Below are 12,655 nucleotides of genomic sequence, written 5' to 3' on the forward strand. Positions count from 1 at the left end.
TGGTCCAGGGGCATGAGCGTCCTCATCCAGGCCGTGGGCGCCGCCGCCCTGGGGTAGCGGTCGGTGCGCGACGTGGACCAGGGTCTCGGCGACGTCCCGGGCGGACGGGACCGGGCAGTCCGGGCTCGACGAGCACGACCTCCGCGTGGTCGGCGGCGGGACGGCCTTTCCAGGCCGACCTCGTCGAAGAGGCGGACGGTGGCCGTGTGGTACAGCCCGCGCGTCGCCGTACCGACGAGCTCCGCCTGGACGTGGCACCCACGCCCGCCAGTTCGACGCCCCGCTGAACGACCACCGCCAGGCCCCGGAGTCGCTCGACCTGTGTGCCCCGCGCCTGCCCCTCCTCTCCGACACCCCACCGAGCCGCTCGGGGGCGGGGCGGCGACGCCGGAGTGGTTTCGGGTGCAGGCGATACGCGGCGCCGATCCGTTTCGCGGACGAGGTCGGCCGACGGCACCGTGACGGTGTGACGGTCCGCGTCGAGCTCGGGCCGTCGACGTCCTGAGCGGCATGCGGGACGGCGGCCTGCCCGAAGTTGCCGAACGGCCCCCGGCGCTCGCGCGGGCACGAAATCGGCAGGCTCCGCGGGATCGGACCGACGTAGCCTGAGGGCTCCGTTCGACTCCGGAGGAGCCCCGTGAGCATCGCATCGACCGAATCCACCCCGCCCACCTGGCGGCTGCTCCTGGGCTATGTGCGCCCGCACCGGTGGACCCTGCTGGTGGGTGCCGTGCTGTCGCTGGTCACCGGGGCCACGGGGCTGCTCCTGCCGCTGGTGGCAAAGGGGTTGATCGACGACCTCTCCCACGACCGGGCCATCACCGGGGCGTTGGTGATCATGTCCGGGCTGGTCGTGGCCAACGCGGCGGTGGGCGCGCTCGGTTCGTACGTGCTGCAGCGCACCGCCGAGTCGGTGGTGCTCGGGGCGCGGCGCACCCTGTCGTCGTATCTGCTCAGGCTGCGCATCACCGCCGTGGACCGCAGTGAGCCGGGCGATCTGATGGCCCGCATCACCTCGGACACGACACTGCTGCGCGAGGTCACGACCGACTCGCTCGTGGGCCTCGGCACCGGAGGGCTCACGCTGGTGGCGACGGTGGCGATGATGGGTGTGGTCGAACCGGTGCTGCTGCTGGTCACCCTCGCTGTGATCCTCGGCGCGGGCACGATCCTCGGCGTGATCGTGCCGCGCATCAACCGGGCCAGCCGGCAGGCACAGGACGCCGTCGGGGTGATGGGCGCCTCGCTGGAGCGGATCCTCGGCGCGCTGCGCACGGTGAAGGCGTCCGGCGCCGAGCACCGGGAGGAGCGGACGCTGCACGAGGCCGCCGAGGAGTCGTGGCGGCAGAGCGTGCGGGCCGCCAAGTGGTCGGCAGCGGCGGGCAACACGGCCGGACTCGCGATGCAGATAGCGTTCATCACGGTGCTCGCGGTGGGCGGGGCGCGGGTGGCGACCGGGGCGATCGACGTGGGCACGCTGGTCGCGTTCCTGCTGTACGTCTTCTATCTGATGTCGCCGATCCAGCAGGTCGTCGGCGCGATCACGCAGTACCAGACCGGCGCGGCGGCGCTCGCCAGGATCCAGGAGGCGCTGCAACTGCCCGCCGAACCGGCCGCCGCGCCCGCCGCGTTGCCCTCCGCCGGGGCAAAACCCGCCGCGCTGGCCTTCGAGGACGTCCGTTTCCGGTACGCCGACGATCTGCCGTACGTCCACCACGGGGTGACGTTCGACGTGCCCGCGCAGGGCATGACCGCCTTCGTCGGGCCGTCGGGCGCGGGCAAGACCACCGTCTTCTCCCTCATCGAGCGGTTCTACGACCCCGAGGCCGGCACCATCACGCTCGACGGGCGGGACCTGGCGGACTGGGAACTGCCTCAACTCCGGTCGGCGATCGGTTACGTGGAGCAGGACGCCCCGGTCCTGTCGGGTTCGCTGCGGGACAATCTGCTGCTGGGCAATCCCGACGCGGACGACGCCGCCGTCACGCGCGTACTGAAGACGACCCGCCTCGACGGCCTGGTCGCCCGGCTGCCCGGCGGCATCGACACGCTCGTCGGTCACCGGGGCACCAAACTGTCCGGCGGCGAACGCCAGCGTGTCGCCATCGCCCGCGCCCTGCTGCGCCGCCCCCGGCTGCTGCTCCTGGACGAGGCCACCTCGCAGCTGGACGCGGTGAACGAGGCGGCGCTGCGTGACACGGTCGCCGATGTGGCCCGTACGACCACGGTTCTGGTCGTCGCGCATCGCCTCTCGACGGTGACGATGGCCGACCGGATCGTCGTGATGGACGGGGGCCGGGTGCGCGCGGTGGGGACGCATCGCGAACTCGTGGCGGCCGACCCGCTGTACGCGGAGTTGGCGGCGACGCAGTTCCTGGCGACGGCCGAGTGACGACAGCCGACCCACCGCAGCCGGCCGACGGCCGAGTGACGACGCCCGGGCGTACCGTGCCCGGCCGGTAACGTGCCGGGCCGGCACCATGCCCGACCGGCACCATTGCCCGACCGGCACCATGCCCGGCAGGTTCAGCCCTGGAGCCTGCGCAACCGCTCCGCGTCGCCGGTGCGGGGGCAGGTGCCGCACGCCTCGGCCGGGCGGATCGTGTAGTACATGCAGCACCCGGTGCGGGTGCGCGTCGGGTGCCGGCGCCCGTCGTCGGTCGTGAGGTGACGGAAGTCGGCGCCGTCGGGATACGGGGCCACCGCGGTCGGCAGCAGCCGGGTGGCCGCCTCGACGGCCTCGTCCTCGCGGCCGAGGGTGCGGCCCAGGTACCAGATGCCCGAGACCAGGTCGTCGGCGACCATGCCCCACAGGGCGCGTGAGCGGCGGCGCGTGACGGGGCCCATCGCGTCCAGGAGCGGCCCCATGTGATCGGCGACTGCAGCACGCAACTCGACGCGCAGGGCCTCCTCATGAGGAACCGTCAGCACGCCCGGCAGCAGGGCCGTCCGGTCGTCGGCCAGGCAGGCGAGGTCGCTCCCCGGTGTGAGGGTGAACCGGGCCGAGCCGAGGTCCAGGCGCAGGTCCTCGGGCCGGATCCGCGGCACGCGGCGTTCCAGGTACCAGACGCCGCTCATGAGGAGTGAGACCGACCAGGCGTAGTCGTGCAGGGCGCGCGAGGCGGCGACGTCGCGACGCGGAACTGTCCCGTGACGATCGTGAATTCGCGCCGCCTCCGCCGCGACGAAAGCGTCGAGCACGGCCTCGTCCTTCACCAGCTCCGCCGCCGAGACTCCCGCTCTCGCCTCGTCGGCACCGCACTCGGCGATCCGCACGGACAGGACGTCGCAGAGTTCGGTCAGCCGCGCATATGCGTCACGGAGCGTACGCGCGACGGCGCCGGGCGGCGGGGTCGTCAGGGCCACGGACATCGGTGCTCCCGTGCGGATTCTCAGCCAAAGCCGGATAGGTAAGGCTTACCTTACACTCGCGATCAAGCGGAAAATGCCAGGTGGGCTCGCAAGCGGTTTCACGGCGGCTGATCACCTGCCGCGATCATCACGGTGATCACACGGCAGGTTGAGGTCTTAAGCAAGGCTACCCTAAGCTCACGCCTCGTGACTGTGATCCAACAGGGCGCACCCAGCAGTGCGCCCTTCCGTGCCCTCGGGCACGTACCGCCCTTCCATGCCGGCCTCGCCGCTCTGGCGCTCTGGGGCTCTGACTGCCGCTGACCTCCTGGGCGAACCGTGCCCGACCGCCGCCCGGCCCGCCCTCAACCCCCGACCCGCTAGCGGAAGTTGTTCATCCGGCATGCGCCTGTACCTGCTCGCTCTCAACCCCACCGACTCCGTCACCGAGGGCTTCCTGCCCGCCGCGGCCCGGCTGGGCCTGGACGTCACCGTCCTCACCGACCAGCCCGAGGCCCACCGCCGCGCCTACCCCGACGTCGAGATCCTCCAGTGCGACGTCCGTGACTTCCGGGCCGTGATCACCCGCATCTCGACCCGTCACAAGCCCGACGCCGTCTTCACCAACAGTGACCACCTTCAGACCCAGGCCGCCCTGACCGCCGCCTACTTCGACCTCCCCCGCAAGGACTGGCGGACCACCCTGCGCTGCAAGGACAAGGCCGAGATGCGCCGCCGCCTCGCCGCGGCCGACGTGGACACCGTCTGGTCGGCCGAGCTGACCGAGCCGGTCGCGCCCGGCGACACGCCGTACCCGTGCGTGGTCAAGCCGCGCGAGGGCGTGGCCAGCGAGGACGTCGTCCTCGTGCACGGCCCGCAGGAGCTGGTGACGCACACCAAGGCGGTCCTGGAGCGCCGTCCCGGCGCCGTGCTGGTCGTCGAGGAGTATCTGCCCGGTGAGCTGTTCACCCTGGAGACCCTCGGTGACGGGCAGGTCCGCCATGTCCTGGGCGGCTTCCACACCGAGCTGTCACCGCCGCCGTACTTCATCGAGGAACGCCTCACCTTCGTCCCCGCCCACCCCGAGCCGGTCGTCGCTCAGGTTCTGGAGCAACTGGACGCACTGGGTGTCGGGTTCGGCGCCTGTCACACCGAGTTCGTGGTGCACGAGGGGCGGGCGCGGATCATCGAGGTCAACTACCGTGCCATCGGCGACCAGTGCGACCTGCTGCTGGCCCGCCTCCTGGAGATCCCGCTCTTCGAGCACATCCTGCGCACCCACCTGGGCGAGCCGCTGCCGGCCGGCCTGGGCGCCCGGAGGGACGGCGCGGCCCGCCTGGAGTACCCGTGCGCCGACCGCGAGGGCACTCTCGTCGGCGCCCCGGACGCCGCGGAACTCGACATCGACGGCGTGCATCTGACGTACCGTCCGCTGCGCGCGGTGGGCGAGCGGCGCGAGCTGTACCGCACCAACCGCGACTACCTCGGCGTCCTGCGGGCCACCGGCACCGACCAGCCGACCGTGGACCGCGTGGCGGCCGGCTTCCTGGCCGAGCGGCGCTGGGAGATCCAGCCGTGACCGCGCCGACCGTACCGGACACCTGCGAGGCGCAGCTGCTGACGCGCGTGCTGAGTGCGCTGCTGCGGGAGGACGTCGTCGGGCTGCGCACGCGCGGCGCGCTCGTGCACCGGCCGGACGGGGACTGGATGCGCCTGCCGACACCGGACGGCGACGCGCTGTTGCTCCCGGTCGCCGAGGACGGCTACCAGTGCGTGTACGCCGCCCGGCTGCCGCTCCTGCTCCGCGAGTCGGACGGCACCGAGCTGACGTCCTACGACACAGTGCTCGGCGTGTTCCGGGAGCTCGCCGAACCGGAGGACCGGGGCGGCTTCGACACCTTCGCCGAGGAGTGCCGTCAGACGCTGGCCACGATGCGGTTGCACGCGGTGACGCACGCGGATGCCATGGAGGGGGTTGGGGAGAGCCTCCGGCACGGGACGGGACTCGGCGGTGGTCTGGCGTATGACACCCTCGCCGCTCGTCACGACCATCCCGTCTACCCCACGGCACGCGGCCGCTCCGGGCTCGACGAGAGACAACTGCGCGCGTACGCCCCGGAGTTCTCCCCGCGCTTCGCGCTGCGCTGGATCGCCGTGCCCCGGGACGCGGTCACCCTGGCGGGTGCGCTGCCACCGTGCTGGCCGACACCCGCGAGCCTCGGACTGCCCGAGGTGCAGGGCACGCACGTGCTGCTGCCCGTCCACCCGCTGACCGTCGACGCCCTGCGCGCCGCCGCCGACCTCCCGCACGGCATGGTGCTCGCCGAACGGGCTCACCTGGACGTCGTGCCGACGCTGTCCATGCGGACGGTCGCGACGGTGCCCGATCCCCGCGTGCATCTCAAACTCCCCCTGGCCACCGCAATGTTGGGGCTGCGCAACAAACGGACCATCAAGCCCGGCACGCTCGTCGACGGTGCGGCCGGGCAGCGGCTGCTGGAGGCGGTGATCGACCGTGAGCCACGCTTCCGGGACACGATCCTGCACGCCGACGAGACGTCGTACGCGCATGCCGGGCACGAGCTGCTCGCCGTCCTGTGCCGCCGCCACCCGGTCGGCCTCGACGACGCCGTGGTGGTGCCGATGGCGGCGCTCCTCGCCCGGGCCCCCGACGGACGGCCGGTGATCGACGGTCTCGCCGACCGTTTCCACGGCGGCGACCCGCTCGCCCTGCTGGACGCGGCTCTCACCCTGCTGTTCGACTGGCAGACCACGCTGTTCGGCTACGGCATCGCCCTGGAGTCGCACCAGCAGAACGTCTCGCTGGTTCTGCGGCCGGGCAGCCTGCGCCTGCTGTTCAAGGACAACGACGGTCCCCGCATCAACACCGAACGGCTGGACGCGGTCATGCCCGGCCCGTGGCACTTCGACGACGCGCGGATCCTCGGTACGGACGACGGACCGCTCGCCGACCTGTTCGCCACGATCACCGTGCATCTGTGCGCCGGCGCGTACGCGTTCGGGCTGGCCCGGTACCGCCGCGCGCTGCTGGATCTCGTACGTGACCGGCTGACGGAGTGCGTCGACCGGCTCGGCGGCGACGCGGCGGCAGTACTGCGCGTGCGTGTGCTGGAGGCCGCTGAGCTGCCGGTGAAAGCGATGGTGTCGGCCGGGACGCTGCTGTCCAAGGAGAGATCGGGTGCCGCCGACATCAACAAGCACTACACGACGGGACCCAACTACCTGCTGCGTGACGGGGGTTCGGCATGAGCGCGCAAGCTCTGCGGATGCCGCGGCGGGGATGCGGGCGCGGGCACATGCACGCGGTGGCGGGCTGCAGTTTCGTGGCGTCGTTCGCCGCTCCCGTTCCACACCCTGCCCACCGCACTGATCAGCCGACCGTCCCGACGGATCGGCGCACCGCCGGACACGGGATCACCGGCTCACTGACAGTGCTGATCACCGTACGGCTGCTACTGATCGCCGTACGGCTGCCGCTGGGCGCTGGGCTCCCGCTCGGCCCGGTCTGCCGGTCGGCGCCGGCAGCCGCCGGTGCCGAGGGCCGGGCGCCCGGCGAGCTGATCGGTTCGCTGGAGTTCTTCTCCAAGGCCGGCGCGGTCGCCGCCGGCGTGACCGCGGCGGCCGGCAGCGCCCGCTACGGGCCGGCCGCACCCGCGCTGACAGGCGGAGCCGCTGCCGCCGCCAGCGCCGCATTACTCCCGACACTGCACCTGCGCACCCGCTGGAGCCGCTGATGCCCTCCCTGACCGACTCCCTCGGGAGCTCCTCCGAGCTCCCGACGCCGCTCGCCGAGCGGGGCGGTGCACCCGTCGCCCGCGTCCGTGTGCCCACCGCCGACGAGGCCGTGGCCCACACCCTCCTCAACTGCCTGCTGCGTGAGGTGTCCGGACCCGAGCACCAGTGCGTCGTCACGGACGGCCGCCTGCTGCTGCGGCTGCCCCGCCGCGGGGTCCTGCTGCGCGTGGCCCTGCGCCGGACCTCGCTGCTCGGGGCGCACCGGTTCACCGGACCGGTGAGCGAGCAGCGGGACGGCGCATGGGCCGAGGTGGACTGGCGGCGCCTCGCCGGGTACACCCACGACGAGTTGTCGCTGCGCACTGGTGTGCGCAACGAGGAGTTCCTGGAGCAGATCGCCTCCAGCCACGATGCCGTGGACACGGCCCTGGCCGCCACCACCTCGGCGCACCACCCGACGGACGGCCGGCTGTCCGCGTACCTCGCCTCCGAGCAGTCCCTCGTCTTCGGCCACCGCTTCCACCCCACCCCGAAGGCCCGTACGGGCGATCCGCGCGCCTGGTCCGCGTACGCCCCGGAGGCCGGGGCCTCCTTCCCGCTGCGGCATCTCGCCGTGCGTGCCGGTCTGGTCGCCGAGGAGTACGCCGACCCGCCGGCCGTCGCCGCCCTGGACCGGCAGCGCGCGGACGTGCCGGCCGGCTACCGGCTGCTGCCCGCCCACCCCTGGCAGTACGAGACGCTCCGCGAGCACCCGCTGCTGCGCGCCGCGCTGGACCGCGGCGACGTCATCGACCTCGGCCCGGGCGGACGGCCGTTCGCCGCCACCGCATCGGTGCGCACGCTGTACGACGGGGAGACGTTCCTGAAGTTCAGCCTGAACGTGCGGATCACCAACTGCCTTCGCAAGAACAGCAGTTACGAGCTGTCCGGTGCCGTCGCCCTCACCCGCGTCCTGGCCCCCGCCCTCGCCGACCTGGCCGAGCGCTTTCCCGGCAACGCCGTCCTGCGCGAGCCCGCCTATCGCACGCTCGCCGTCCCCGGCCCCGACGGGACGCCGGACCGCGCACTGTTCGAGGGCTTCGGCGTCATCGTCCGCGAAGGCCTGCCGCGACGGCTCGCCCCGGGCACCACGGCACTGCTGGCGGCCGCCGTCGCCGACGAGTACCCGACCGGTCCCGCCCACATCTCCCGCCTGCTCGCCGGGGCGGACGAACAGGCCGCCCTCGACTGGTGGTCCACGTATCTGGACCTTCTCCTGCCGCCCGTGCTGGCCGCCTACTTCGACCACGGGCTGGTCCTGGAACCCCACCTGCAGAACGTCCTGATCTGCGTCGACGGCGAGGGCCGGCCCGCCCAGGTGCTCTTCCGCGACCTGGAGGGCACCAAGCTGCTCCCCGACCACCACGAGGACGCCCTCGCCGCGCTGCCGCCCGAGGTCGCGGGTCCCCTGACGTACGACGCCCAGCGCGGCTGGGACCGCGTCGTGTACTGCCTGCTGGTCAACCACGTCGCCGAGCTGCTGGCCGCGCTGGCCGATCTGTACCCGCAGGCGGAGGCCGCGCTGTGGGGCCGGGTGCGCGGCACGCTCCGGGCGTACACCGAACGGTTCGGCTGCACACCCCGGCTGTCCGCACTGCTTGCCGGGGTGCCGTTGCCCGCCAAGGCCAACCTCCTCACCCGCTGGGAGCGCAAGGCCGACCGGGAGGCGGGCTACGTCCGGCTGCCGTCGCCGCTCGCCGCGGACATCCTGCGCGAAACGACCGGGAGTGCTGCCCGATGACCGACCCCACTCCCGCGGTCCGCGACCGCGTCCTGTCCCTGCCCTCCGCCGAACTGCCCGCGTACGTCTACGACATGACGGCCCTGCGTACCCACGCCGCCGCCGTGCGCGACGCGCTGCCCGAGCGGGTCGAGCTGTACTACGCCGCCAAGGCCAACCCGGAGCCGGAGGTCCTGGCCGCGCTCGGTCCTCACGTCGACGGCTACGAGGTTTCCTCGGGCGGCGAACTCGCCCATGTCGCCGAGGCGGTGCCCGGCCGTCCGCTCGCCTTCGGTGGCCCCGGCAAGACGCCGGACGAGGTGACGGCCGCGCTGGAGGCGGGAGTCGAGCGCTTCCACGTCGAGAGCGCCCACGAGTTGCGCATGCTGGCCGAGTTGGCGCGGCGCGTGACGCGTGGGCGGCGCGTGGCGGTGCTGCCGCGCGTCAACCTGCCGGTGGCCGACGGGGCGTTGGCGGGCAGCGCGCTCGCGATGGGCGGCCGGCCGACCCCGTTCGGCATGGATCCCGAGCGAGCCGGAGCGGTGATCGGCGCGCTGACGGACGGCACGTACCCGCAACTCGAACTGCGTGGTGTGCACGCCCACCTGGCCAGCGGGCTCGAAGCCCCGGAGCAGGTGGCGGTGGCCGAGTCCGTCGTCGCGTGGGCGACAGCGCTCGGCGGCCGGCTCGGTGTCCGGCTCGCCGAAGTGAACGTCGGCGGCGGCATGCACGTCGACTACGCCGCCCCGCAGCGGCGCTTCGACTGGAAGACGTACGGCATCGGGCTCGCCCGGCTCACCGAGCGGCACCCGGACCTGACCCTGCGCATCGAGCCCGGCCGGGCGCTCACGGCGTACTGCGGCTGGTACGCCAGCGAGGTGCTGGACGTGAAGCGCAGTCACGGCGAGCTGTTCGCCGTCGTGCGGGGCGGCACGCACCATCTGCGGACCCCGGCGACCAAGGGGCACGACCAGCCGTGCTCCGTCCTGCCGGTGGAGGCCTGGCCGCACCCCTGGCCACGGCCGGCCGCCGATGACGCGCGAGGCGAGACGGGAGTCCGCCCGGCCGAGGTCGCGGGGAGGATCACGCTGGCGGGACAGCTGTGCACCCCGAAGGACGTCCTGGCCCGCCGAGTCCCGGCACCGGGGCTACGGGCCGGGGACCGGGTGGCGTTCGCGCTGGCGGGGGCGTACGCGTGGAACATCTCCCACCACGACTTCCTCATGCACCCACGGCCCGGCTTCCACTTCCTGGACGGGGAATCCGGTGCGTGGACCGGTCGGGCTGGGCATGCCGGTTCGGCTGGGCTTGCCGAGTCCGGCGGGGCGGAGGAGCCTCGGAGGTGAGGCCGTCGCGGCCGCTCCTCGTCCTGCCGCGGGCCTCGGAGGAGGTCACCATGGGCACCGCTGCACGCCCGTCTTTCGACACCGAGACACTGCGCCGGGCCGTGGAAGGGCAGAGCCCGGAGACGCTTTTGTCGCTGTACACGGACGACGCCGAGATACGCGTCGTGAACCGCAACGCCCAGCCCAGCCACCCGAAGGTGCTGCACGGCCGTAGCGAGATCACCGACATGCTCACCGATGTCTACAACCGCGACATGACGCACAAGCTGGAGGCATGCGTGGTCCAGGGCGACCGCGCGGCCTACAGCGAGTCCTGTGAGTACGCGGACGGTGTGCGCGTCATGTCCGAGTCGATGCTCACGCTGCGGGACGGCAGGATCGCCCGGCAGATCATCATCGAGGCATGGGACGAGTAGGGAGGACGCTGCCGGAGGTTCAGGTCACTTCACGCCTGAGCTGGACCTTCTCGGCACGGGCCGCCGCGGGCCGGTCACGCCCGGTCCGGTCCGGGCGGCGATGGCCGGTCTCCGCGGCGGGCCGCCTGCTGTCCGCCGCTCTCGCACGGAAGGCGCTGCGAGCGGTGCGGCCTCGCCGGCTTCCTCCGTCGCCGCGTGTTGTCCGTACCCGGCGTATCCGGCATCGGTCGTGATCAGCGCATCCAGGCGCTGTACGACATCACGTCGCCGGCCTTGACGCCGTACTCCGGTTCGGCCTTCTTGAAGGTCGTCTCCAACCCGAGTACGGCGCCGGTGGCGGAGTCCATGATCAGCATTTCGCGGATGCCGGGCCGGTCCAGAACGTATGCCTGTCCGCGCCGCCCGAGCCGGTCCGTCACCTGACCGACGGGCCTGAGCCCCTCCGTGTCCGCGAGGAGTTGCGCAAGCGTCGCCGACTCGCGACCGCCGAGGGTCCAGGTGCCGAGCAGCGACGCGACGGCGTCGAGCAGCTCGCCGGTGCTCAGCGCGGTCTTGCTGTACGCCGTCTCCTGCAGGTAGGCACGCAGGCGTGCGACGTCGGTCGGAGGCGGCGACTGCGGCGGGGCGTCGCTCCAACTGGGCGGGTATGTCTGCCTGCTGAGGACGTGACCGTCCTCGACCGGTCGCGGCTCGCCGTCCTCGTCGGTCAGCACCGGGCGGCCGGGGTGACGCGGGTCGGTCGCCACGACGATCTCCGTGTGGCTGTCGTCGCCGTTCCACCTCACGATGCGCTCGATCGGGAGGGTGATCGGCGGCTTCTTGTCGCTCATGGCCAGGCTCCATGCCTGTACGTGCGTGCCCTTGCGCAGCGCGGGCGAGTCATCCGCCGCCGCCCGCTCGGCGCGTTCGGCCAACTCCTTCAGGGGGACGGGCGAGGAGTCGGCCCGCACGACGAGGGGACGCGGTGCGGCGACAGCAGGGGCCGTCGTCTGGCCGGTGAACAGCAGCGCCGACACGAGCGCGGCGACGACGGCCGTGGCGGCGAGGCCCCAGGCCAGCCGGGTGCGGCGGCGGGGGGTGGCGGTGGTGCTGCGTTCGTGCAGCAGCCGGTCGAGGCGGCGTTCGGCGTGATGGTCCAGCGGGCCGTCGCCGAAGTGGGGGCCGTCGACCGGTACCGGGTTGGCTCTGCGCAGCAGTTCGAGTTCGTCAGCCATGGCTTCGTTCCTTGGACACGGTCGTCGGGCTCATACGGTCGATCTCGGCTCTGAGTCGGCGCCGGGCCCGGTGCAGCCGCATGGCCGCGGCCCGCCTGCCGCAGCCCAGTGCCACGGCGACCTCCTCGACGCCCAGTTCCTCCCACGCCGTCAGCCGCAGGACCTCCTGGTCGGCCTCGGACAGCCGGTGCAGGGCGTCGTGCACCCAGGCGCCCGGCGCCTCCGCGTCGGGGCTGTCCACGATGTGCCGGCCGTGCGCGCTCTCGTCGTTGCCGAGCCGGTCGACCAGTCGGCGCCGGCGCCCGTAGCCGCGTACCGCGTTCGCCAGGCAGTTGCGTGCCACGCCGTACAGCCAGGGCAGCGGTGCGGCCGGGAGGTCGTCCCGGCGCCGCCAGGCGACGGTGAACACCTCCGCCACCACTTCCTCGACCTCACTCGTACGCCCGTCCAGTCGCCGCGCGACGTAGCGGCTGACCGCCCAGTAGTGCTCGCGATAGGCAGCGGCGAAGATCTCGTCGTTGCTCATGTTCCGTTCGTGTCCGGCACCGGCCGGATCGTCACACCCGTATCCGTGATTCTTGTCGCGTCCCCCGAGTGTGACGTGCGGGTGGGCCGCGGACACAGGCGGGGCGTGAAGAGGATCAGAAACGTCACAGGCACCAGGGGCGTCAAGTGGCTGACCACCACTGACCACAAGACGATCGGAACGCTCTATTTGGTCACGTCGTTCGCGTTCTTCGTGATCGGTGGCGTGATGGCGCTGTTCATGCGCGCCGAGCTCGCCCGGCCGGGTCTGCAGATCATGTCGAACGA

General features: G+C 72.6%; 10 protein-coding genes and 1 pseudogene. 8 read left to right on the forward strand and 3 right to left on the reverse strand.

Features of this window, described 5'->3' with window-relative positions; translation table 11 throughout:
• The first annotated feature begins 637 nt into the window (after window positions 1-637).
• Window positions 638-2,392, forward strand: coding sequence for an ABC transporter ATP-binding protein (locus tag ACFY5C_RS37395; protein WP_389453534.1), 1,755 nt, complete (start codon window positions 638-640; stop codon window positions 2,390-2,392).
• A 134-nt stretch (window positions 2,393-2,526) separates the two neighbouring features.
• On the opposite strand, the gene ACFY5C_RS37400 is transcribed toward ACFY5C_RS37395, so the two are convergent.
• A complete protein-coding gene (locus ACFY5C_RS37400; RefSeq protein WP_389453537.1) occupies window positions 2,527-3,372 on the reverse strand; it encodes a (2Fe-2S)-binding protein in 846 nt (281 codons plus the stop codon).
• Between the two features lie 382 nt (window positions 3,373-3,754).
• On the opposite strand from ACFY5C_RS37400, the gene ACFY5C_RS37405 reads away from it, so the two are divergent.
• Genes ACFY5C_RS37405 through ACFY5C_RS37430 form a run of 6 tightly spaced genes read left to right on the forward strand, consistent with a single transcriptional unit; the run spans window position 3,755 to window position 10,628 of the window.
• Window positions 3,755-4,930 carry an acetyl-CoA carboxylase biotin carboxylase subunit family protein gene (locus ACFY5C_RS37405; protein WP_389453540.1) on the forward strand — a complete coding sequence of 392 codons (1,176 nt, stop codon included), beginning with the start codon at window positions 3,755-3,757 and terminating at the stop codon, window positions 4,928-4,930.
• Entirely contained in the window at window positions 4,927-6,621 is a 1,695-nt protein-coding gene (locus tag ACFY5C_RS37410) for an IucA/IucC family protein (protein ID WP_389453543.1), read from the forward strand. The genes ACFY5C_RS37405 and ACFY5C_RS37410 overlap by 4 nt, the downstream gene beginning before the upstream one ends.
• A complete protein-coding gene (locus ACFY5C_RS37415) occupies window positions 6,618-7,106 on the forward strand; it encodes a hypothetical protein (RefSeq protein WP_389453546.1) in 489 nt (162 codons plus the stop codon). Before ACFY5C_RS37410 ends, ACFY5C_RS37415 begins: the two co-directional genes overlap by 4 nt.
• A complete protein-coding gene (locus tag ACFY5C_RS37420; protein WP_389453549.1) occupies window positions 7,106-8,887 on the forward strand; it encodes an IucA/IucC family protein in 1,782 nt (593 codons plus the stop codon). The genes ACFY5C_RS37415 and ACFY5C_RS37420 overlap by 1 nt, the downstream gene beginning before the upstream one ends.
• On the forward strand, window positions 8,884-10,212 hold the full coding sequence (locus ACFY5C_RS37425) for a type III PLP-dependent enzyme (RefSeq protein ID WP_389453552.1): 1,329 nt from the start codon (window positions 8,884-8,886) through the stop codon (window positions 10,210-10,212). The genes ACFY5C_RS37420 and ACFY5C_RS37425 overlap by 4 nt, the downstream gene beginning before the upstream one ends.
• Before the next feature lie 50 nt (window positions 10,213-10,262).
• On the forward strand, window positions 10,263-10,628 hold the full coding sequence (locus tag ACFY5C_RS37430) for a nuclear transport factor 2 family protein (RefSeq protein ID WP_389453554.1): 366 nt from the start codon (window positions 10,263-10,265) through the stop codon (window positions 10,626-10,628).
• Between the two features lie 233 nt (window positions 10,629-10,861).
• Here ACFY5C_RS37430 and ACFY5C_RS37435 read toward each other — a convergent pair whose 3' ends face one another.
• The gene (locus ACFY5C_RS37435; protein WP_389453557.1) at window positions 10,862-11,842 is read right to left on the reverse strand and encodes a CU044_5270 family protein; all 981 of its coding nucleotides are present in this window, start codon (window positions 11,840-11,842) and stop codon (window positions 10,862-10,864) included.
• A complete protein-coding gene (locus ACFY5C_RS37440) occupies window positions 11,835-12,368 on the reverse strand; it encodes an RNA polymerase sigma factor (protein WP_389453560.1) in 534 nt (177 codons plus the stop codon). The genes ACFY5C_RS37435 and ACFY5C_RS37440 overlap by 8 nt, the downstream gene beginning before the upstream one ends.
• Window positions 12,369-12,449: 81 nt before the next feature.
• Between ACFY5C_RS37440 and ACFY5C_RS37445 the strand changes: the two are divergent.
• A pseudogene (locus ACFY5C_RS37445) lies at window positions 12,450-12,655 on the forward strand (hypothetical protein); the annotation flags it as partial.

This window comes from Streptomyces sp. NPDC012935 (assembly GCF_042900345.1).
Classification (GTDB): Bacteria; Actinomycetota; Actinomycetes; order Streptomycetales; family Streptomycetaceae; genus Streptomyces.

Excerpts from the sequence above, each read along its gene's own strand:
- ACFY5C_RS37440 (WP_389453560.1), bottom strand. The coding sequence starts at position 12,368 with ATGAGCAACGACGAGATCTTCGCCGCTGCCTATCGCGAGCACTACTGG.
- ACFY5C_RS37400 (WP_389453537.1), bottom strand. The coding sequence starts at position 3,372 with ATGTCCGTGGCCCTGACGACCCCGCCGCCCGGCGCCGTCGCGCGTACG.
- ACFY5C_RS37415 (WP_389453546.1), top strand. The coding sequence starts at position 6,618 with ATGAGCGCGCAAGCTCTGCGGATGCCGCGGCGGGGATGCGGGCGCGGG.
- ACFY5C_RS37430 (WP_389453554.1), top strand. The coding sequence starts at position 10,263 with ATGGGCACCGCTGCACGCCCGTCTTTCGACACCGAGACACTGCGCCGG.
- ACFY5C_RS37420 (WP_389453549.1), top strand. The coding sequence starts at position 7,106 with ATGCCCTCCCTGACCGACTCCCTCGGGAGCTCCTCCGAGCTCCCGACG.
- ACFY5C_RS37435 (WP_389453557.1), bottom strand. The coding sequence starts at position 11,842 with ATGGCTGACGAACTCGAACTGCTGCGCAGAGCCAACCCGGTACCGGTC.
- ACFY5C_RS37405 (WP_389453540.1), top strand. The coding sequence starts at position 3,755 with ATGCGCCTGTACCTGCTCGCTCTCAACCCCACCGACTCCGTCACCGAG.
- ACFY5C_RS37425 (WP_389453552.1), top strand. The coding sequence starts at position 8,884 with ATGACCGACCCCACTCCCGCGGTCCGCGACCGCGTCCTGTCCCTGCCC.